Genomic DNA, 21,440 nt, shown 5'->3' with positions numbered 1-21,440 from the left:
AGGAGTTTTTTCTATGGGAAATTTCCACGCTACAACGATATTTGCAGTTCATCATAATGGAGAATGTGCAATGGCTGGAGATGGCCAGGTGACAATGGGAAATGCTGTTGTAATGAAACATACAGCTCGTAAGGTTCGTAAACTTTTTCAAGGGAAAGTTTTAGCTGGTTTTGCAGGTTCAGTTGCTGATGCATTTACTCTTTTTGAAATGTTTGAAGGGAAATTAGAAGAGTATAATGGAAACTTGCAGCGTGCTGCTGTTGAGATGGCGAAGCAATGGCGCGGTGACAAAATGTTACGTCAGCTAGAAGCGATGCTCATTGTCATGGATAAAACAACGATGCTCCTTGTTTCAGGTACGGGAGAAGTGATTGAACCGGATGATGGTATTTTAGCAATTGGATCTGGCGGAAATTATGCGCTTTCAGCAGGTCGTGCTTTAAAACAATATGCAAGTGAACATTTAACAGCGAAGCAAATTGCGAAAGCGAGTTTAGACATTGCAGGCGATATTTGTGTGTATACAAACCACAATATAATTGTGGAAGAATTGTAGAATCGTAAGGGAGGCATTTTATATGCATTTACATTTTACTCCGCGTCAAATTGTGGAAAAATTAGATCAATACATTATCGGTCAAAAGGATGCGAAGAAAGCGGTTGCTGTAGCTTTAAGAAATCGATACCGCCGAAGTAAATTAGCTGAAAATCTACGTGATGAAATTGCACCTAAAAATATTTTAATGATTGGACCGACAGGTGTTGGTAAAACAGAGGTAGCACGACGAATGGCGAAACTCGTTGGAGCACCTTTTATTAAGGTTGAAGCCACGAAATTTACAGAAGTTGGATATGTAGGTAGAGATGTAGAATCGATGGTACGTGACCTTGTGGAAACGTCAGTTCGCATTGTGAAAGAAGAAATGGTAGTAAAAGTACAAGACAAAGCAGAAGAACAAGCGAACCAACGTCTTGTTGAAATTTTAGTGCCGAGTCCGGAGAAGCAATCTGGATTTAAAAACCCATTAGAAATGCTATTTGGTGGCGCTCAAAATTCGAATCAAACAACAGATTCACAGGAAGATGTTGAAATCGAAAAGAAACGTCAAGATGTGGAAAGAAAGCTTGCTGCAGGACTTCTTGAAGATGAAATTGTATCGATTGAAGTGACTGAACAACAGTCTTCCATGTTCGATATGCTGCAAGGAACTGGCATGGAACAAATGGGGATGAATTTTCAAGATGCATTAGGAAGTTTTATGCCGAAAAAAACAAAAAAACGTAAACTTTCTGTAAAAGAAGCAAGAAAAGTCTTGACAAATGAGGAAGCACAGCGCTTAATTGATATGGATGAAGTTACACAAGAGGCTGTTTATCGTGCTGAACAGCTCGGGATTATTTTTATCGATGAAATTGACAAAATTGCTGGTAAGCAGTCGAATAGTGTAGATGTATCACGTGAAGGTGTGCAACGTGACATTTTACCAATTGTAGAAGGATCAAATGTTGCGACAAAATACGGATCAGTAAAAACGGATTATATTTTATTCGTTGCAGCTGGAGCGTTTCATATGTCTAAACCGTCAGATTTGATTCCGGAATTACAAGGGAGATTTCCGATTCGAGTAGAATTAACAAAATTATCGACGGATGATTTTGTTAAAATATTAATCGAGCCTGATAATGCGTTAATTAAACAATATATTGCTTTATTAGCGACTGAAGGTATAGAAATTGAATTTTCAGACGAAGCTATTCGTAAGATTGCTGAGATTGCTTATCAAGTTAATCAGGATACAGATAATATTGGAGCAAGAAGACTTCATACGATTATGGAGAAGCTCCTTGAAGATTTATCGTTTGAAGCATCTGAAATTACGTTAGAGAAAATAACGATAACGCCTCAATACGTTGAGGAAAAATTAGCAACGATTGCTAAAAATAAAGATGTGAGCCAGTTTATTTTGTAATAGTGTCATCAGGTGACTCGCCCTAGTTTCCAAGTGATGAAAAAATATGTGAGTAACATGTAGGAGGAACTTTTGAAATGGAATTATTAGCAAAAACAAGAAAATTAAATGCGTTATTACAGAGCGCAGCAGGAAAGCCTGTAAACTTTAGAGAAATGTCTGACACAATGTGTGAAGTAATCGAAGCGAACGTATTCGTAGTAAGCCGTCGTGGTAAATTACTAGGTTATGCAATTCACCAACAAATCGAGAATGAGCGTATGAAACAAATGCTTGCAGAGCGTCAATTCCCAGAAGAGTATACACAAAGCTTATTCAACATTACAGAAACATCTTCAAACTTAGATGTAAACAGTGCTTACACAGCATTCCCAGTAGAAAATAAAGAATTATTTGGTCAAGGCTTAACTACAATCGTACCGATCGTTGGTGGCGGTGAGCGTCTAGGTACATTAGTTTTAGCTCGTCTTGGTCAAGAGTTCTTAGATGATGATTTAATTCTTGCTGAGTACAGCTCAACTGTTGTAGGTATGGAAATTTTACGTGAAAAAGCAGAAGAAATTGAAGAAGAAGCACGTAGCAAAGCTGTTGTTCAAATGGCGATCAGCTCATTATCTTACAGTGAGTTAGAAGCAATCGAGCACATCTTCGAAGAATTAAACGGAACAGAAGGTTTACTTGTTGCAAGTAAAATTGCTGACCGCGTAGGAATCACTCGTTCGGTAATCGTAAATGCACTTCGTAAATTAGAAAGTGCTGGTGTAATTGAGTCGCGTTCTTTAGGTATGAAAGGAACATACATTAAAGTACTAAACGACAAATTCTTACATGAACTTGCTAAATTAAAAACAAACTAATTTATAAAACTCTTCTCATTTTTTGAGGAGAGTTTTTTGTATAACAGATTGATGTTGTTCGTACATAGCGTCATAATCGCATTTTTTTGAAAGGCCATGAATTGCATTTCACTTTTTTTGCTTAAAAGAAATGTAGGTTGGTAATACTAGAATTCGAGTATGAACAAAGAAAGTTTTACATTGTTCGCATTTTCGACTTGATTGTAATATTTCAGTATGATATAGTAAGCAGTGGTGTCAGTACAAAGTACACACGTTTACTGATTTAAGTGTTGGTGCTACGTTTGTAGTTTCGCTTAGAGATGAAGTAAACGGAGGATATCAAAAACCATTTAGGAGGAACTATATTATGTCAGTAATTTCTATGAAGCAATTGCTTGAAGCTGGTGTTCATTTCGGACATCAAACTCGTCGTTGGAACCCAAAAATGAAGCGTTACATTTTCACAGAGCGTAACGGTATCTACATCATCGACTTACAAAAAACTGTGAAAAAAGTTGAGGAAGCTTTCAAAGTTATGCGTGACATCGCTGCTGAAGGCGGAGACATCTTATTCGTAGGTACTAAAAAACAAGCACAAGAAGCTATTAAAGAAGAAGCAACTCGTGCTGGTATGTACTTCGTTAACCAACGTTGGTTAGGTGGAACTTTAACTAACTTCCAAACAATCCAAAAGCGTATCAAGCGTCTTAAAGACATCGAAAGAATGCAAGAAGATGGTACTTTCGAAGTACTACCTAAGAAAGAAGTTGTTCAACTTAAAAAAGAGTTAGAGCGTCTTGAGAAATTCTTAGGCGGTATTAAAGATATGAAAGGTCTTCCAAGTGCATTATTCGTAGTAGACCCTCGTAAAGAGCGTATTGCAGTTGCTGAAGCACGCAAATTACACATTCCAATCATCGGTATCGTTGATACAAACTGTGATCCAGACGAAATCGATCACGTTATCCCAGCGAACGATGATGCAATTCGTGCTGTAAAACTTCTTACATCTAAAATGGCAGACGCGATCCTTGAAGCAAAACAAGGTGAAGAAACTGTTACTGCGTAACAAAGTTGGAAAGGTGATAAGGGGTTCGGCCTTTTATCACCTTTTTTAAGGTATAAACACCTTTATAAAAGGTATAAATACATATTTTAGGAGGATGAAAAGTATGGCAATCACTGCACAAATGGTAAAAGAATTACGTGAAAAAACTGGCGCAGGTATGATGGACTGCAAAAAAGCTTTAACAGAAACTAACGGCGACATGGAGAAGGCAATTGACTTCTTACGTGAAAAAGGTATCGCGAAAGCTGCTAAAAAAGCAGACCGCATCGCTGCTGAAGGTTTAACTTTCATCGAAACAAACGGTAACGACGGTTTAATCTTAGAATTAAACTCTGAAACTGATTTCGTTGCGAAAAACGAAGGTTTCCAAACATTAATTAAAGAATTAGCTGCTCACCTATTAGCTAAGAAGCCTGCTAACGTTGAAGAAGCTATGGCTCAAACAATGGAAAACGGTAAAAAAGTTGAAGAGCACATCAACGAAGCAATCGCTAAAATTGGTGAAAAGCTTACACTTCGTCGTTTCGAAATCGTATCAAAAACTGATGCAGATGCATTCGGTGCTTACCTACACATGGGTGGACGCATTGGTGTTCTAACAGTTCTTGAAGGTTCTACTGATGAAGCGGCTGCTAAAGACGTAGCAATGCACATCGCTGCAGTTAACCCAAAATACATCGATCGTGATGCTGTAACAGCTGAAGAAGTTGAGCATGAGCGTCAAGTATTAACACAACAAGCATTAAACGAAGGCAAGCCTGAAAAAATCGTTGCAAAAATGGTTGAAGGCCGTCTAGGCAAATTCTTCGAAGAGATTTGCTTACTTGACCAAGCATTCGTTAAAAACCCTGATATGAAAGTTCGTCAATTCGTTGAGTCTAAAGGCGCAACATTAAAAGGATTCGTTCGCTACGCTGTTGGTGAAGGTATCGAAAAACGCGAAGACAACTTTGCTGAAGAAGTAATGAACCAAGTAAAAGGTAGTAACTAATACAGATTAGGGAACACATTGTGTTCCCTTTTTTAAAATAAAGATGTAAGCAATTGGAGGTTCATTATGAGTAAACCGAAATATAATCGTGTCGTTTTAAAGCTGAGTGGAGAAGCTTTAGCTGGCGAGCAAGGATTTGGAATCAACCCAGCTGTTATTAAGTCAGTTGCGGAACAAGTGAAAGAAATTGCAGAACTAGATGTAGAGGTTGCTGTTGTTGTTGGCGGCGGTAACATTTGGCGTGGAAAAATTGGAAGTGAGATGGGCATGGATCGTGCAGGAGCGGATTACATGGGCATGTTAGCGACAGTTATGAATTCATTAGCTCTTCAAGATAGCTTGGAGAACATCGGAATTCAAACTCGCGTACAAACTTCAATTGAAATGCGTCAAGTGGCAGAGCCTTACATTCGTCGTAAAGCAGTTCGTCACTTAGAGAAAAAACGTGTTGTTATCTTTGCAGCAGGTACTGGTAACCCATACTTCTCTACAGATACAACGGCAGCATTACGTGCAGCGGAAATTGAAGCTGACGTAATTTTAATGGCGAAAAACAATGTGGATGGCGTATATAATGCAGATCCATCTATTGACCCAACAGCTACGAAATACGAAACACTTACTTACTTAGATGTATTAAAAGAAGGTTTAGGTGTAATGGATTCTACAGCTTCTTCTCTATGTATGGATAATGATATTCCATTAATTGTATTCTCAGTTATGGAAAAAGGGAATATTAAACGTGCCGTGTTAGGCGAAAATATCGGAACAGTTGTAAGGGGGAAATAAATATGGGACAACAAGTATTGAAGTCTGCAAATGAAAAAATGGAAAAAGCGGTTGCTGCTTATTCACGCGAATTAGCAACAGTTCGCGCTGGTCGTGCAAACGCGTCTGTATTAGATAAAGTACAAGTTGATTACTATGGTGCACCAACACCAGTTGTGCAATTAGCGAACATTACAGTTCCAGAAGCACGTTTACTTGTAATTCAACCGTATGATAAAACTTCTATCGGTGATATCGAAAAAGCAATTTTAAAAGCAGATTTAGGCTTAAACCCTTCTAATGATGGAACTGTAATTCGTATTGCATTCCCTGCATTAACAGAAGAGCGTCGTCGTGATCTTGTAAAAGTTGTGAAAAAATATGCTGAAGAAGCAAAAGTTGCTGTTCGTAACGTACGTCGTGACGGTAACGATGATCTTAAGAAGCTTGAAAAAGCTGGCGAGATTACAGAAGACGATTTAAGAGGATATACTGAAGATATCCAAAAAGAAACAGATAAATATATTGCAAAAGTTGACGAAATCGCAAAAAACAAAGAAAAAGAAATCATGGAAGTGTAATAGCGATACTTTCGCAAATATGACCCTCTTCTTAAGGGGGTCTTTTTACACTTTTAGGCATACGTCTGCTTGTTGGAGGGTATGAATGATGTTTAAAAACTTTCCTTTTTTTAAAGGTAAAAAGGACACATCGTTTGATCATCTCGTTGAAGAAGTGAAAAAAGGATACATCCCAGAACATATTGCCATTATTATGGATGGTAATGGAAGGTGGGCAAAGAGGAGAGCGATGCCTCGTATTGCGGGACATCATGAAGGCATGCAAGTTGTAAAGAAAATCACAAAATTTGCAAGCAAACTTAATGTGAAAGTATTAACTCTTTATGCTTTTTCAACTGAGAACTGGAAAAGACCAAAAAAGGAAGTTGATTATTTAATGAAGCTTCCAGAAGAATTTTTAGGTACATTTTTACCAGAATTGATTGAAGAGAACGTACAAGTCCGTGTAATAGGGCAACAAGATCGTCTTCCTACGCATACACGCAGAGCGATGGAGAAGGCCATGGAAGAGACGAAAGAGAATACGGGATTAATTCTGAATTTCGCGTTAAACTATGGAAGTCGAGATGAAATCGTTTCTGCTGTGCAACATATGATGAAAGATAGTGAGGAAGGAAAAGTTCGTGTTGAAGATGTAAGCGAAGAAATGCTTTCTTCCTACCTAATGACGAGTTCTTTACCTGACCCAGAATTGTTAATCCGTACGAGCGGAGAGCTACGTATTAGTAATTTCATGTTATGGCAAATTGCATATTCGGAATTTTGGTTTACAGATGTGTATTGGCCAGATTTTACCGAGGAACATTTGCTAAATGCGATTACAGACTTTCAGCATAGAGGGCGCAGATTCGGAGGCGTGTAGAAAGAGAGGGTTTGGTAGTGAAACAGAGAATTATTACTGGAGTGGTTGCTGCCGCGCTATTCATTCCCATCGTAATTTACGGTGGCGTGCCTTTTACGGTTTTAGTGTATGCACTTGCTTCTATAGGTTTATATGAATTAATTCGTATGAATAAGCTTACGCTTATTTCAGTACCAACAGTTTTAGCTGCAGTATTATTATGGATTATTTTAATTCCAAGTAGTGCATCAGAACTGTTTACTTGGATTGGATTAGGTAAATTAGAAATCACATTTGTGATTGTTCTATTACTTTTATCATATACAGTCCTTTCTAAGAATACATTTACTTTTGATAATGCTTCATTTTTACTAATGGCGACAACATATGTTGCAATGGGATTCTTATATTTGAATGAAACGAGAATTTTAGGAATTAAATATGTGTTTTGCGCATTATTTGTTATATGGGCTACTGATTCAGGTGCATATTTCGTAGGAAAAGCATTAGGAAAAAGAAAATTATGGCCAGAAATTAGTCCAAATAAAACGATTGAAGGTTCATTAGGCGGCATCGTTTGTGGAATTATTGTGGCGCTTGTTTACAACATGTTCTTCCCAGTGGAATCGAATGTAGTAATTTTAATTGTGCTGACAATTATCATTTCTATTTTTGGACAAATTGGTGATTTAGTACAATCTGCATTTAAACGTCATTATGGCGTAAAAGATTCAGGTACAATTTTACCTGGACATGGTGGTATATTAGATCGAACAGATAGTTGGTTATTCGTTTTACCAATTCTCTACTTCTTATTACAATACAATTAATAAATGAACGAGGGGTTGGAGTCATGAAAAACATTAGTTTATTAGGTGCAAGCGGATCAATTGGTACACAAACTTTAGATGTATTACGCTCGCACCCAGACCAATTCCGTCTCGTTGCTTTTTCTGTAGGGAAAAATATTGACTACGCAGTAAAGGTCATTCAAGAATTTTCTCCGCAAATTGTCTCTGTGCAAAGAGAGGAAGATGTTTTAAAATTACAAGCTGTCTCTGGTAATACAAAAATTGTATATGGTAGTGAAGGACTTTTAGAAGTAGCATTACATCCAGATGCGGAGATAGTAGTAAATGCTGTTGTAGGTAGCGTAGGGTTGTTACCGACACTTCGTGCAATTGAGGCGAAAAAAACAATTGGAATTGCAAACAAAGAAACGTTAGTAACTGCAGGGCATCTTGTAATGGAAGCAGCGCGAAAACATAATGTTTCGTTACTTCCAGTAGACAGTGAACATTCAGCTATTTTTCAATGCTTGAATGGTGAAAATGAAAAAAGAATTTCTCGACTAATTATAACGGCTTCTGGTGGAAGTTTCCGTGATAAAACGAGAGATGAATTGCATCATGTGACCGTAGAAGATGCGCTTCGACATCCAAACTGGTCAATGGGTTCGAAAATTACAATTGATTCTGCTACAATGATGAATAAGGGGCTAGAAGTAATTGAAGCACATTGGCTTTTCGGTATCCCTTATGAGCAAATCGATGTTGTTTTACATAAAGAAAGTATTATTCATTCTATGGTTGAATTTGAAGATCGTAGTGTGATGGCACAGCTTGGCTCACCTGATATGCGAGTGCCAATTCAATACGCACTTACATATCCTGATCGATTGCCTCTTTCAGACACAAAGCAGTTAAATTTATGGGAAATGGGTACATTGCATTTTGAGAAAATGAATCAAGAACGTTTCCGTTGCTTGCGCTTTGCGTATGAAGCTGGAAAAACAGGTGGAAGTATGCCAGCTGTAATGAATGCAGCGAATGAAGTAGCTGTTGAAGCTTTTTTACAAAAGAGAATTGGTTTCTTAACAGTGGAAGACCTCATTGAAAAAGCAATGAACCATCACAATGTCATTGCACGTCCAAGCTTAGAGGAAATTCTGGAAATTGATGCAGCCACAAGACGGTTTGTGATGGAACAAATTTAGCAAAGGTGGTATGGAATTGAATACAGCGATTGCCTTTATATTAATTTTCGGTGCACTCGTATTTTTCCATGAGCTAGGGCATCTATATTTCGCAAAACGAGCAGGTATTTTATGCCGTGAGTTTGCGATTGGTTTTGGTCCGAAAATATTCTCATTTGAAAAGAATGAAACGGTGTATACGATTCGATTACTGCCCCTTGGCGGCTATGTAAGAATGGCTGGCGAGGATGCAGATACAGTTGAGTTAAAGCCAGGGAAAAAGGTTGGCCTTGTATTAAACGAAAAAGACGAAGTTGTAAAATTAGTTTTTGATGGATATGAAAAGTATCCAAATGTTCGCGTTATTGAAGTCGAACAATCTGATTTAGAGCATAATTTAACAATTTCGGGTTATGAAGAGTACGAGGAAGAGCTTCAAACATTCCGAGTGAATGAGAAGGCTCGTATTATTACTGCCGGTGAAGAAATTCAAATTGCTCCGTATAATAGACAGTTTGGCTCTAAGAAATTAGGTCAACGTGCTTTAACGATCTTTGCGGGTCCTGCAATGAACTTCATTTTAGCATTTGTTATTTTTGTGATTCTTGGATTTGTACAAGGTGTTCCTGTTGACAAACCAATGGTCGGAAAAGTGATGGAGAATAGTGCAGCAGAGCAAGCTGGATTAAAAGAAAATGATACAATTCAAGCTATTGATGGGAAAAACACAAGTACATGGAAAGATGTTGTTACCATTGTACGTGAAAACCCGAATAAAGAACTTACGTTACAAGTAAAGCGTGATAGTGAACAGTTTAATGTGAAAGTAACGCCAACGCTTGATAAAGAAGGTAAAGAAGAAATTGGTAGAATTGGTGTTTACACTCCAGTAGAGAAAACAGTAATGGGTTCGATTAAATCAGGTTTTGAACAAACATATTATTGGACGAAACTAATTTTTGAATCTCTTGTGAAATTAGTAACGGGTCAATTCTCTATTAATGAGTTGTCAGGTCCAGTAGGAATTTATAATCTTACAGATCAAGTGGTAGATTATGGATTTACGCGTGTATTAAATTTAGCAGCCGTTTTAAGTATTAACCTTGGTTTATTTAATTTACTACCAGTTCCTGCTTTAGACGGTGGACGTTTGTTCTTCTTCTTAATTGAGGCATTGCGTGGGAAACCAATTGATCGCCAAAAAGAAGGAATGGTTCACTTTATTGGTTTTGCATTATTAATGTTACTTATGTTAGTTGTAACTTGGAATGACATTCGTAAGTTTTTCTTGTAAAATAAAGTGAAACTTATAATGAAATAGAGCTCGTAGAATAAAATCCCTCACCTAACTCGAGGTGAGGGGTTTTCCTGCGTGTAAGAGTAAAATGAAGAGGTGCGAATAAATGAAACAAAGTATGGTATTCAGTCCTACATTACGTGAAGTTCCAGCTGATGCGGAGATTAAGAGTCATCAGTTATTACTTCGTGCAGGTTTTATGCGTCAAAATGCTTCTGGTATTTATAGTTTTCTACCATTTGGATTAAAAGTACTACACAAAGTAGAACGTATCGTTCGAGAAGAAATGGAGCGCGCAGGTGCTGTAGAATTATTAATGCCAGCGATGCAAGCTGCAGAATTATGGCAAGAGTCAGGTCGTTGGTATTCTTACGGATCTGAATTAATGCGTATGAAAGATCGTAACGCTCGTGAATTTGCATTAGGAGCGACACATGAAGAAGTAATTACGGATCTTGTACGTGATGAAGTGAAATCGTATAAAAAATTACCGTTAACATTATATCAAATTCAAACAAAATTCCGTGATGAACAAAGACCTCGTTTCGGTTTATTACGTGGAAGAGAGTTTCTAATGAAAGATGCATACTCTTTCCATGCTACGCAAGAGAGCTTAGATGAAGTGTACGATCGCTTATACAAAGCATACTCTAACATCTTTGCTCGTTGTGGCTTGAATTTCCGTGCGGTTATTGCTGATTCTGGAGCAATGGGTGGAAAAGATACACATGAATTTATGGTATTATCTGATGTTGGTGAAGATACAATTGCATACTCTGATACATCTGATTATGCAGCGAACATCGAAATGGCTCCTGTTGTAGCTACGTATACGAAGAGTGACGAAGCAGAAAAAGAGCTTGAAAAAGTAGCAACACCAGACCAAAAAGCAATTGAAGAAGTATCTGCATTCTTAAACATCGAAGCTGAAAAGTGCATTAAGTCTATGGTATTTAAAGTAGATGAGAAATTAGTAGTGGTACTTGTTCGTGGTGATCATGAAGTAAACGATGTAAAAGTGAAAAATGTATACGGTGCTTCCGTTGTTGAGCTTGCCTCTCATGAAGAAGTAAAAGAATTATTAAATTGTGAAGTTGGTTCATTAGGTCCAATTGGTGTAACAGGTGATATCGAAATTATTGCTGATCACGCTGTAGCATCAATTGTCAACGGATGTTCAGGAGCGAACGAAGAAGGATTCCATTATGTAAATGTAAATCCAGAACGTGACTTTAAAGTAAATCAATATACGGATTTACGATTCATTCAAGAAGGAGACCAATCTCCAGACGGAAACGGAACAATTCTTTTCGCACGCGGAATTGAAGTTGGTCATGTATTTAAATTAGGAACTCGTTATAGTGAAGCAATGAACGCAACATTCCTAGATGAAAACGGAAAAACACAACCACTTATTATGGGTTGTTACGGCATTGGTGTGTCTCGTACAGTGGCAGCAATTGCAGAGCAGTTTAATGATGAGAACGGTTTAGTTTGGCCAAAAGCTGTTGCACCGTTCCATGTGCATGTAATTCCAGTGAATATGAAGTCTGATGCACAACGTGAAATGGGTGAAAACATCTACAACTCATTACAAGAGCAAGGATATGAAGTATTACTAGATGATCGTGCAGAACGTGCAGGTGTTAAATTTGCTGATGCTGATTTATTCGGCCTTCCAGTTCGCGTGACAGTTGGTAAAAAAGCAGACGAAGGTATTGTAGAAGTGAAAGTACGTGCTACAGGTGAGTCTGAAGAAGTAAAAGTAGAAGAACTTCAAACATATATTGCTAATATTTTAAAATAGGAAGAGGTACCTCGTAATGAGGTACCTTCTCTTTCTTTGTAAACGTATTTTGTAAAAGAAGAAGGGAGAAATCTTTCTTTGTAGTACGTTTCAATTTATAATAGCAAATGGAAGGAGAGTGCTTATGTCTTTAACAAATGAACAAAAAGAGCGATTTCAAATTTTGCTCCAGCAGTTGCAAATACCAGACGACCTTATAAATCAATATTTACAAGGCGGTGGTATTGAAAGGCTCGTTATCGATAAAGCGAATAAAAGTTGGCATTTTAATTTACAAGTGCCACGTATTTTGCCTACAGAATTATATGAATTGCTAGAAACAAAGCTTAAGCAATCATTTTCTCATATTGCAAGAACAACATTTGCATTAGAAACAGAGAACAAACAATTTACTGAAGAAGAAGTGAGGGCGTATTGGCCACTTTGTACGGAACGAATTACATTTTCACCTATGTTTGCTTATTTAAAGAAGCAGCTTCCGCAGGTCAATGGAGTGAAGTTACTTATAAATGTGAATAATGAGCTGGAATCTACTGCTTTAAAGAAAAACGTTGCGAAACCAGTAGGGGATCAATACGAGGCTTTTGGATTCCCGCGTTTCCAGTTAGACACACATATACAGCAAAATACAGAAGAAATGCAAAAGTTTCGTGAGCAAACGCAGCAAGAAGACCGCGAGCGTGTTATACAAGCTATGGAAGAAATGGCGAAGAAGCAAGCTGAAGAAAGCAGCGTTGTGCATGAAGGGCCGATCACACTCGGGTATCTTATTAAGCCAGATGAAGAGATTACACCAATGCGAGAAATTCAAGATGAAGAAAGAAGAAAAACAGTTCAAGGATATGTCTTCCATGTGGAAACGAAAGAGCTTCGTAGTGGACGTACGTTATTAACTTTAAAAATAACGGATTATACAGATTCGATTATGATCAAAATGTTCTCACGTGATAAAGAAGATATTCCAATGCTACAATCCTTGAAAAAAGGAATGTGGGTGAAGGCTCGTGGTTCTGTTCAAAATGATACATTTGTTCGAGATTTAGTAATGATTGCAAATGATATTAATGAAATAACAGGACCGTCTCGTAAAGATAAAGCACCAGAAGGCGAAAAACGAGTAGAGCTCCATCTTCACACGCCAATGAGTCAAATGGATGCTGTTACTCCAGTTTCTAAGCTTGTTGCTCAAGCTGGTAAATGGGGGCATGAGGCTATTGCCATTACAGACCATGCTGTTGCACAGTCATTCCCAGAAGCATATTCAGCTGGGAAAAAAGCCGGAATTAAAGTTATATATGGTGTGGAAGCAAACTTAGTGAATGACGGTGTACCAATAGCGTATAACGAAGCGCATCGTTTACTTGCAGAGGAAACGTATGTTGTTTTCGACGTTGAGACGACAGGTTTATCAGCTGTATATGATACAGTTATTGAGTTAGCTGCTGTAAAAGTAAAAGGCGGCGAAATTATTGACCGCTTTGAATCTTTTGCAAATCCGCACCAACCATTATCGGCAACGATCATTGAATTAACAGGTATTACAGATGATATGTTAACCGACGCACCAGAAGTGGACGAAGTGTTTAAAAAGTTTGAAGAATGGATGGGCGACCATACACTTGTTGCTCATAACGCAAGCTTCGATATGGGCTTTATTAACGTAGGATTTAAAAAAGCTGGTTTAGAAAAAACAAAAAATCCAGTAATAGATACGTTAGAGCTTGCACGATTCTTATTCCCAGAAATGAAAAATCACCGTTTAAATACGTTGTGTAAAAAGATGGACATTGAATTAACTCAGCATCACCGTGCGATTTATGATACAGAAGCAACGGGATACTTACTAGTGAAAATGTTAAAAGATGTAATTGAAAAAGGTTTTGAATATCACGATCAATTAAACGATAGTATGGGACAAGGGGATGCATATAAGCGCGGGCGTCCAAGTCATATGACATTACTTGCTACATCGGATGTTGGATTGAAAAATTTATATAAACTTGTTTCATATTCTCATTTAAATTACTTTTACCGTGTACCACGAGTACCAAGATCACTATTAAAAAAGTATCGTGAAGGTATTTTAGTAGGAACGGCTTGTGATAAAGGTGAAGTGTTTGAGGCGATGATGCAAAAAGCTCCTGAAGAGGTAGAAGAAATTGCGCAGTTCTACGATTACATTGAAGTAATGCCACCAGAAGTGTTACGTCATTTAGTAGAGCGTGAACTCGTTCGAGATGAGGGACAATTAAAAACAATTATTTCTAACTTAGTAAAACTAGGTGAGACGTTAGATAAACCAGTTGTGGCTACAGGAAACGTGCATTACTTAAATCCAGAAGATGCAATGTATCGTAAAATTTTAGTAAGTTCACAGGGTGGAGCGAATCCGTTAAACCGACATTCATTACCACCTGTACATTTCCGTACAACGGATGAAATGTTAGAGTGTTTCTCATTTTTAGGTGAAGACGTAGCGAAAGAAATAGTCGTAACGAATACACAAAAGATTGCATCATTAATTGGTGATGTTCATCCAGTAAAAGATGATCTATATACACCGAAAATTGAAGGTGCAGATGATGAAACGCGTGATATGAGTTATAAAATGGCGCGTAGCATTTATGGTGAAGAGTTACCTGAAATTGTAGAAGCGCGTTTAGAAAAAGAATTAAAAAGTATCATCGGGCATGGATTCGCCGTAATTTATTTAATTTCACATAAGCTTGTGAAAAAATCGTTAGTAGACGGATATCTAGTAGGTTCGCGTGGATCGGTAGGTTCATCATTCGTTGCAACGATGATGGAAATTACAGAAGTAAATCCATTACCACCACACTATGTATGTCCGAAATGTAAGCAATCAGAATTCTTTAATGATGGTTCTGTAGGTTCTGGTTTTGACTTACCGGATAAAGAATGTCCAACTTGTAATATTCCATATGTAAAAGATGGACATGACATTCCGTTCGAAACGTTCCTTGGATTTAAAGGAGATAAGGTACCCGATATCGATTTGAATTTCTCCGGGGAATACCAACCACGTGCCCATAACTATACGAAAGTACTATTCGGTGAAGATTATGTATATCGTGCAGGAACGATTGGTACAGTTGCGGAAAAAACTGCTTATGGATATGTAAAAGGTTATGCAAATGATCATAACTTAACAATTCGAAATGCAGAAATTGACCGCTTAGTAGCAGGATGTACCGGTGTAAAACGTACAACAGGGCAGCATCCAGGTGGTATTATCGTTGTGCCAGATTATATGGACATTTTTGATTTCTCACCAATACAGTATCCAGCAGATTCAATAGGTGCTGAGTGGAGAACAACACACTTTGACTTCCACTCTATTCATGATAATTTACTGAAGCTTGATATACTAGGACACGATGATCCGACAGTTATTCGTATGTTACAAGATTTAAGTGGTATTGATCCAAAAACAATCCCAACGGACGATCCAGAAGTAATGAAAATTTTCTCAGGGCCAGAATCGTTAGGCGTAACGGAAGAACAAATTAACTGTAAAACAGGTACACTTGGTATACCAGAGTTTGGTACGAAATTCGTAAGACAGATGTTAGAAGAGACGAAACCGACGACGTTCTCAGAGTTAGTCCAAATTTCTGGATTATCACATGGTACGGACGTATGGCTTGGTAATGCAAACGAGTTAATTTATAACGGTACATGTACGCTGAGTGAAGTTATCGGTTGTCGTGATGACATCATGGTATATTTAATCTATCAAGGTTTAGACCCATCATTAGCCTTCAAAATCATGGAGTCAGTACGTAAAGGTAAAGGTGTACCAGAAGAATGGGAAGAGGACATGAAAAGTAATAATGTACCAGGTTGGTATATTGATTCATGTAAGAAGATTAAGTACATGTTCCCGAAAGCCCATGCGGCTGCTTACGTACTTATGGCTGTGCGTATCGCATACTTTAAAGTACATTTCGCGCTTTTATTCTATGCGGCATACTTTACGGTTCGTGCAGATGACTTTGACGTAGAAGCGATGGCAAAAGGTTCAGCATCTATACGTGCAAGAATTGATGAAATTGCGCAAAAAGGTTTAGATGCAGCACCGAAAGAGAAGAGTTTATTGACTGTACTAGAAATGACACTTGAAATGTGTGAGCGTGGATACTCATTCCAAAAGGTGGATTTATATCGCTCACATGCAACAGACTTTATTATTGATGGAGACTCATTAATCCCTCCATTTAATGCGGTGCCTGGTCTTGGTACAAACGCAGCTTTAAGTATTGTGGAAGCACGCAAAAATGGAGAATTCTTATCAAAAGAAGACTTGCAGCAGCGTAGTAAGGTTTCGAAAACAATTATTGAGTATTTAGATAGTCAAGGTTGTTTAGGTGATTTGCCGGATCAAAACCAGTTATCGCTGTTCTGATAGGTAGGAAAAGTCTTTGCAAATCAACATTTGGTATGGTATACTATTAACCGAGATAACCATGTCATGTATATTGTGTGAAAAGAAGAGTGGGGAAACCCACTCTTTCGTGTTACTATCTACATTTTATTGATGTGGAGAGGTAAGAAATTTCTGTCGTATATACATATTTTGTTACAAGTTTTACTTCTTAAATTTGGTAATACTAAGACAGATATTCCCTGCTTAACGGCAGGGGCTTTTGTTAGCTAACGAGAAAGAATAAGATAGACCGTTCTATGGACGGGGTCTTTTCTTGTGAATGGTACATGGCGGCAGGAAGGAGGCTGTTTATGGATAAGAAAGTCACAGAAGTTGTAGAAGCATTTGCGCAGCCAATTGTTGAAGAGTTAAATCTTGAACTTGTAGATGTAGAGTATGTGAAAGAAGGACAAGACTGGTTCTTACGCGTATTCATCGATTCTGAAAAGGGAGTCGACATTGAAGAATGCGGTGCGGTGAGTGAACGTTTAAGCGAAGCTTTAGATAAAGAGGATCCAATTCCTCATCTTTACTTTTTGGATGTGTCATCTCCTGGAGCAGAACGTCCATTAAAGAAAGAGAAAGACTTCCAGCAAGCGGTAGGAAAACAAGTGGCAATTAAAACATATGAGCCGATTGATGGTGAAAAGATGTTTGAAGGAAAAATGCTTTCCTACGATGGTACTACAATTACACTATTATTAACAATTAAAACACGTAAAAAAGAAATCCAAATTCCAATGGACAAAGTTGCAAATGCGCGACTTGCTGTTACGTTTTAGTTAGAAGGGGGATCTTCATGAGCACTGAGTTGTTAGATGCCTTGCTCGTATTAGAGTCAGAAAAAGGAATTAGCAAAGATATTATTATTGATGCGATTGAAGCAGCGTTAATCTCTGCTTATAAACGCAATTTTAACCAAGCACAAAACGTTCGTGTGAGCTTTAACCCACAAGTGGGAACAATCCAAGTTTTAGCACGTAAAGACGTTGTTGATAATGTGTTTGATCCACGTCTTGAAATTTCTGTTGAAGAAGCAAGACAAATTAATCCAAACTATCAAGATGGTGACGTACTAGAAATTGAAGTAACACCAAAAGATTTCGGTCGTATTGCAGCACAAACTGCAAAACAAGTTGTAACACAACGAGTGCGTGAAGCTGAGCGTGGTGTTATTTACTCTGAGTTTAGTGACCGTGAAGAAGATATCATGGTTGGTATCGTACAACGTCAAGATGCTCGTTTCATCTATGTAAGCTTAGGAAAAGTAGAAGCTTTATTACCTGTAAGTGAGCAAATGCCAAACGAACAATACAAACCACATGATCGTATTCGCGTATTCATTACGAAAGTAGAAAAAACAACAAAAGGACCACAAATTTACGTATCACGTACACATCCTGGTCTTTTAAAACGTTTATTCGAAATGGAAGTTCCTGAAATCTATGATGGAACGGTTGAAATTCGTTCTGTAGCACGTGAGGCAGGAGATCGTTCTAAAATCTCTGTACATGCAGAGAACATTGATGTGGATCCAGTAGGTTCTTGTGTAGGACCGAAAGGACAACGTGTACAACGCATTGTAGACGAACTAAAAGGTGAAAAGATTGACATCGTTCGCTGGTCAAATGATCCAGTAGAATATGTTGCCAATGCTTTAAGCCCATCACAAGTTGTGAAAGTACTTGTAGATGAAGAAGAAAAAGCAACAACAGTTGTTGTTCCAGACCACCAACTGTCATTAGCTATCGGTAAACGTGGACAAAATGCACGTCTTGCAGCTAAATTAACAGGTTGGAAAATTGATATTAAGAGTGAGTCTGATGCGAAACAACTTGGTATTGTAACAGAAGAAGATAGCGTAGTCGCATTCGGATTCGATTCTGTTGAAGACGAAATCGAATAGAGGTGATGAGTATGAGCAATCGAAAAGTTCCGTTACGAAAATGTGTTGCAACGCAAGAAATGAAATCAAAACGAGAGCTCGTTCGCATTGTTCGTTCCAAAGAGGGAGAAGTGTCTATTGATTTAACTGGAAAGAAATCAGGACGAGGTGCTTATTTATCAAAAGATAAAGAAAGCATTCTTCAAGCTCAAAAGAAAAATGTTTTGGAACATCATCTAAAAGCGAAAATCGACAGTTCTCTTTATGAAGAACTTCTTGAGCTTGTTGAGAAGGAGTCGAAATAAGTGTCCGATTGGAAATCGTTTTTAGGACTAGCAAACCGGGCTCGAAAAATTATTTCGGGTGAAGAACTCGTTTTAAAGGAAGTACGAAGTGGCAAGGCAAAACTTGTGTTGCTATCTGAGGATGCGTCAGTAAATACTACAAAGCGTATCACGGATAAAACGACGTACTACAACGTACCAATGAGAAAGGTCGAAAATCGACAACAATTAGGGCATGCGATTGGGAGAGATGAGCGAGTCGTTGTAGCTGTGTTAGATGAAGGCTTTGCGAAAAAGCTGCGTAGCATGCTCGATACAAATTACCGGGGGTGAAGGTATGAGTAAAATTCGAGTGCATGAATATGCGAAAAAACATAATATCTCAAGTAAAGATCTTATGACAAAACTAAAAGAAATGAATATCGAGGTTTCGAATCATATGACAATGTTAGACGATGAAGTAGTAAACAAATTAGATAATGAGTATCAAGCTGAAAAACCTTCTGTTGCAGATGAGTTTGAAGTAGAAGAAAAAGTTGTTCGTAGTAAAAAGAACAGCAATAAGAAAAAGAAAAAAGGCAAAGGAAATGAAGATAAGCGTCAAGAGAACTTTGCTGGAAGACAACAAACACAAACTGTAGAAACACCAGATAAAATTACTTTCTCTGGAAGTCTTACAGTAGGTGATCTTGCTAAGAAATTAAGCAAAGAGCCATCTGAAATTATTAAAAAGCTCTTCATGCTTGGAATTATGGCAACAATTAACCAAGATTTAGATAAAGATACAATTGAGTTAATTGCTAACGACTACGGTATTGAAGTAGAAGAAGAAGTAATTGTAAGCGAAACTGAGTTTGAAACATTCATCGATGAGCAAGATGATGAAGAGAACTTAAAAGAGCGTCCAGCTGTAGTTACAATCATGGGACACGTTGACCATGGTAAAACAACATTGCTTGACTCTATCCGTAACTCTAAAGTAACTGCTGGTGAAGCGGGTGGAATTACTCAGCATATTGGTGCATACCAAGTTGAAGTAAATGACAAGAAAATTACATTCTTAGATACACCTGGTCACGCGGCGTTTACAACGATGCGTGCTCGTGGTGCACAAGTAACGGATATTACAATCCTTGTTGTTGCAGCTGATGACGGTGTTATGCCACAAACAGTTGAAGCAATTAACCATGCGAAAGCAGCAGGAGTACCAATTATTGTTGCTGTGAATAAAATGGATAAACCAGCTGCGAACCCTGATCGCGTAATGCAAGAACTAACAGAATATGAATTAGTTCCAGAAGCATGGGGCGGAGACACAATTTTCGTACCAATTTCTGCGATTCAAGGCGAAGGAATTGACAACTTACTAGAAATGATTCTTCTTGTAAGTGAAGTAGAAGAGTATAAAGCAAATCCAAACCGCTATGCAACTGGTACTGTAATCGAAGCCCAGCTTGATAAAGGTAAAGGAACTATTGCGACATTACTTGTTCAAAACGGTACGCTTCGAGTAGGAGATCCAATCGTTGTTGGAACTACATTCGGTCGTGTTCGTGCAATGGTAAGTGATATTGGTCGTCGTGTAAAAGTTGCTGGTCCATCAACTCCTGTTGAAATTACAGGTTTAAATGAAGTACCACAAGCAGGAGATCGTTTCATGGCATTCGCTGATGAGAAGAAAGCTCGTCAAATCGGTGAATCACGTGCACAAGAAGCGTTACTTGCTCAACGTGGTGAGAAATCTAAATTAAGCCTTGAAGATTTATTCCAACAAATCCAAGAGGGCGATGTAAAAGAAATTAACTTAATTGTGAAAGCGGACGTACAAGGTTCTGTAGAAGCAATGGCAGCATCACTTCGTAAAATTGATGTTGAAGGTGTTAAAGTTAAAATTATCCATACAGGCGTAGGTGCGATTACAGAATCTGATATCATTTTAGCTTCTGCATCTAATGCAATTGTAATTGGATTTAACGTACGCCCAGATGTAAATGCGAAGCGTACAGCTGAATTAGAGAACGTTGATATTCGTTTACACCGCATTATTTATAAAGTAATCGAAGAGATCGAAGCAGCGATGCAAGGTATGCTAGATCCAGAATTTGAAGAAAAAGTAATCGGTCAAGCTGAAGTACGTCAAACGTTTAAAGTAACAAAAGTTGGAACAATCGCAGGTTGTTACGTAACAGATGGTAAAATTACACGTGATAGCGGCGTGCGTATTATCCGTGATGGTGTGGTAATCTATGAAGGTCAACTTGATACGTTAAAACGTTTCAAAGACGACGTAAAAGAAGTTGCTCAAAACTATGAGTGTGGTATTACAATTGAGAAATACAACGATCTTAAAGAAGGGGACATCATTGAAGCGTACATTATGGAAGAAGTGAAGCGATGATTATCGCTTCTCTCTCATTTGAGTGTATGATTTACGATGTGCATTCTTTAAAAGAGAAACGAGCAATTTTGCAACGGGTGTTAACTCGTGTGAAACAGCGTTATAACGTAGCTGTTTCAGAAGTAGGGCATCAAGATGTATGGCAACGTACAGAAATTGCGATTGTTTCCGTATCCTCAAATCGTGTTATTTGTGAAAAAGAAATGAATCGTGTACTTGAGTATATCGATTCATTTCCTGAAATTGAACGTACGATAACACAATTGGAATGGTATTGAATGAGGTGAA

The 21,440-nt window shown here is 38.0% G+C and carries 19 protein-coding genes; all 19 read left to right on the top strand.

All coding sequences use genetic code 11. The features are described 5' to 3' along the window. The first annotated feature begins 13 nt into the window (after nucleotides 1–13). The 19 genes from hslV (at nucleotide 14) to PDQ40_RS09870 (ending at nucleotide 21,430) form a co-directional block, all read left to right on the top strand. On the top strand, nucleotides 14–556 hold the full coding sequence (gene hslV, locus PDQ40_RS09960) for an ATP-dependent protease proteolytic subunit HslV (RefSeq protein ID WP_000526271.1): 543 nt from the start codon (nucleotides 14–16) through the stop codon (nucleotides 554–556). A gap of 22 nt (nucleotides 557–578) precedes the next feature. Then, nucleotides 579–1,970 (top strand): ATP-dependent protease ATPase subunit HslU, encoded by a 1,392-nt coding sequence (gene hslU / locus PDQ40_RS09955; protein ID WP_000550081.1) that lies wholly within the window; start codon nucleotides 579–581, stop codon nucleotides 1,968–1,970. 77 nt (nucleotides 1,971–2,047) lie between these two features. After that, a complete protein-coding gene (gene codY / locus PDQ40_RS09950; protein WP_000421288.1) occupies nucleotides 2,048–2,827 on the top strand; it encodes a GTP-sensing pleiotropic transcriptional regulator CodY in 780 nt (259 codons plus the stop codon). A gap of 349 nt (nucleotides 2,828–3,176) precedes the next feature. Then, nucleotides 3,177–3,878, top strand: coding sequence for a 30S ribosomal protein S2 (rpsB, locus tag PDQ40_RS09945; protein WP_000111483.1), 702 nt, complete (start codon nucleotides 3,177–3,179; stop codon nucleotides 3,876–3,878). Nucleotides 3,879–3,981: 103 nt separating this feature from the next. Continuing rightward, nucleotides 3,982–4,869: a translation elongation factor Ts gene (gene tsf, locus PDQ40_RS09940; RefSeq protein WP_001018580.1), complete on the top strand. Its 888-nt coding sequence runs from the start codon at nucleotides 3,982–3,984 to the stop codon at nucleotides 4,867–4,869. Between the two features lie 66 nt (nucleotides 4,870–4,935). Next, on the top strand, nucleotides 4,936–5,658 hold the full coding sequence (gene pyrH / locus PDQ40_RS09935; protein ID WP_000042663.1) for a UMP kinase: 723 nt from the start codon (nucleotides 4,936–4,938) through the stop codon (nucleotides 5,656–5,658). A 2-nt stretch (nucleotides 5,659–5,660) separates the two neighbouring features. After that, nucleotides 5,661–6,218, top strand: a complete 558-nt coding sequence (gene frr / locus PDQ40_RS09930) for a ribosome recycling factor (RefSeq protein ID WP_000531500.1) — start codon at nucleotides 5,661–5,663, stop codon at nucleotides 6,216–6,218. Between the two features lie 85 nt (nucleotides 6,219–6,303). Next, nucleotides 6,304–7,080, top strand: coding sequence for an isoprenyl transferase (gene uppS / locus PDQ40_RS09925; RefSeq protein ID WP_000971301.1), 777 nt, complete (start codon nucleotides 6,304–6,306; stop codon nucleotides 7,078–7,080). 17 nt (nucleotides 7,081–7,097) lie between these two features. Beyond that, on the top strand, nucleotides 7,098–7,889 hold the full coding sequence (gene cdsA, locus PDQ40_RS09920; RefSeq protein WP_000813584.1) for a phosphatidate cytidylyltransferase: 792 nt from the start codon (nucleotides 7,098–7,100) through the stop codon (nucleotides 7,887–7,889). Nucleotides 7,890–7,912: 23 nt separating this feature from the next. Then, complete coding sequence (gene dxr, locus PDQ40_RS09915) at nucleotides 7,913–9,055, top strand: 1-deoxy-D-xylulose-5-phosphate reductoisomerase (protein ID WP_000790362.1); 1,143 nt, start codon at nucleotides 7,913–7,915, stop codon at nucleotides 9,053–9,055. A 16-nt stretch (nucleotides 9,056–9,071) separates the two neighbouring features. Further along, nucleotides 9,072–10,328, top strand: a complete 1,257-nt coding sequence (gene rseP, locus PDQ40_RS09910) for an RIP metalloprotease RseP (protein WP_001090249.1) — start codon at nucleotides 9,072–9,074, stop codon at nucleotides 10,326–10,328. Nucleotides 10,329–10,437: 109 nt separating this feature from the next. Next, the gene (locus PDQ40_RS09905; RefSeq protein ID WP_257810552.1) at nucleotides 10,438–12,138 is read left to right on the top strand and encodes a proline--tRNA ligase; all 1,701 of its coding nucleotides are present in this window, start codon (nucleotides 10,438–10,440) and stop codon (nucleotides 12,136–12,138) included. A 124-nt stretch (nucleotides 12,139–12,262) separates the two neighbouring features. Then, nucleotides 12,263–16,564 (top strand): PolC-type DNA polymerase III, encoded by a 4,302-nt coding sequence (locus PDQ40_RS09900; RefSeq protein WP_000059980.1) that lies wholly within the window; start codon nucleotides 12,263–12,265, stop codon nucleotides 16,562–16,564. A gap of 332 nt (nucleotides 16,565–16,896) precedes the next feature. After that, a complete protein-coding gene (rimP, locus tag PDQ40_RS09895; RefSeq protein ID WP_000359097.1) occupies nucleotides 16,897–17,367 on the top strand; it encodes a ribosome maturation factor RimP in 471 nt (156 codons plus the stop codon). A gap of 17 nt (nucleotides 17,368–17,384) precedes the next feature. Next, complete coding sequence (gene nusA, locus PDQ40_RS09890; RefSeq protein ID WP_000102609.1) at nucleotides 17,385–18,491, top strand: transcription termination factor NusA; 1,107 nt, start codon at nucleotides 17,385–17,387, stop codon at nucleotides 18,489–18,491. 11 nt (nucleotides 18,492–18,502) lie between these two features. Next, entirely contained in the window at nucleotides 18,503–18,775 is a 273-nt protein-coding gene (gene rnpM, locus PDQ40_RS09885; protein WP_000071128.1) for an RNase P modulator RnpM, read from the top strand. Then, the gene (locus PDQ40_RS09880) at nucleotides 18,776–19,087 is read left to right on the top strand and encodes a YlxQ family RNA-binding protein (RefSeq protein WP_001286523.1); all 312 of its coding nucleotides are present in this window, start codon (nucleotides 18,776–18,778) and stop codon (nucleotides 19,085–19,087) included. A gap of 4 nt (nucleotides 19,088–19,091) precedes the next feature. After that, nucleotides 19,092–21,152, top strand: coding sequence for a translation initiation factor IF-2 (infB, locus tag PDQ40_RS09875; RefSeq protein ID WP_000036342.1), 2,061 nt, complete (start codon nucleotides 19,092–19,094; stop codon nucleotides 21,150–21,152). After that, nucleotides 21,149–21,430: a DUF503 domain-containing protein gene (locus PDQ40_RS09870; RefSeq protein WP_000582364.1), complete on the top strand. Its 282-nt coding sequence runs from the start codon at nucleotides 21,149–21,151 to the stop codon at nucleotides 21,428–21,430. The genes infB and PDQ40_RS09870 overlap by 4 nt, the downstream gene beginning before the upstream one ends. Nucleotides 21,431–21,440: the final 10 nt, after the last annotated feature.

This window comes from Bacillus cereus group sp. Bc061 (genome assembly GCF_027715825.1).
Taxonomy (GTDB): domain Bacteria; phylum Bacillota; class Bacilli; order Bacillales; family Bacillaceae_G; genus Bacillus_A; species Bacillus_A paranthracis.
Note: the sequence above shows the minus strand (reverse complement) of the source record. Positions and strands in the feature narration are given on the sequence as shown.

Coding starts and splice junctions, on each gene's coding strand:
- pyrH (WP_000042663.1), top strand. CDS start 4,936: ATGAGTAAACCGAAATATAATCGTGTCGTTTTAAAGCTGAGTGGAGAA.
- PDQ40_RS09900 (WP_000059980.1), top strand. CDS start 12,263: ATGTCTTTAACAAATGAACAAAAAGAGCGATTTCAAATTTTGCTCCAG.
- rnpM (WP_000071128.1), top strand. CDS start 18,503: ATGAGCAATCGAAAAGTTCCGTTACGAAAATGTGTTGCAACGCAAGAA.
- PDQ40_RS09870 (WP_000582364.1), top strand. CDS start 21,149: ATGATTATCGCTTCTCTCTCATTTGAGTGTATGATTTACGATGTGCAT.
- hslU (WP_000550081.1), top strand. CDS start 579: ATGCATTTACATTTTACTCCGCGTCAAATTGTGGAAAAATTAGATCAA.
- rimP (WP_000359097.1), top strand. CDS start 16,897: ATGGATAAGAAAGTCACAGAAGTTGTAGAAGCATTTGCGCAGCCAATT.
- hslV (WP_000526271.1), top strand. CDS start 14: ATGGGAAATTTCCACGCTACAACGATATTTGCAGTTCATCATAATGGA.
- uppS (WP_000971301.1), top strand. CDS start 6,304: ATGATGTTTAAAAACTTTCCTTTTTTTAAAGGTAAAAAGGACACATCG.
- nusA (WP_000102609.1), top strand. CDS start 17,385: ATGAGCACTGAGTTGTTAGATGCCTTGCTCGTATTAGAGTCAGAAAAA.
- infB (WP_000036342.1), top strand. CDS start 19,092: ATGAGTAAAATTCGAGTGCATGAATATGCGAAAAAACATAATATCTCA.
- rpsB (WP_000111483.1), top strand. CDS start 3,177: ATGTCAGTAATTTCTATGAAGCAATTGCTTGAAGCTGGTGTTCATTTC.
- codY (WP_000421288.1), top strand. CDS start 2,048: ATGGAATTATTAGCAAAAACAAGAAAATTAAATGCGTTATTACAGAGC.
- frr (WP_000531500.1), top strand. CDS start 5,661: ATGGGACAACAAGTATTGAAGTCTGCAAATGAAAAAATGGAAAAAGCG.
- PDQ40_RS09905 (WP_257810552.1), top strand. CDS start 10,438: ATGAAACAAAGTATGGTATTCAGTCCTACATTACGTGAAGTTCCAGCT.
- dxr (WP_000790362.1), top strand. CDS start 7,913: ATGAAAAACATTAGTTTATTAGGTGCAAGCGGATCAATTGGTACACAA.
- tsf (WP_001018580.1), top strand. CDS start 3,982: ATGGCAATCACTGCACAAATGGTAAAAGAATTACGTGAAAAAACTGGC.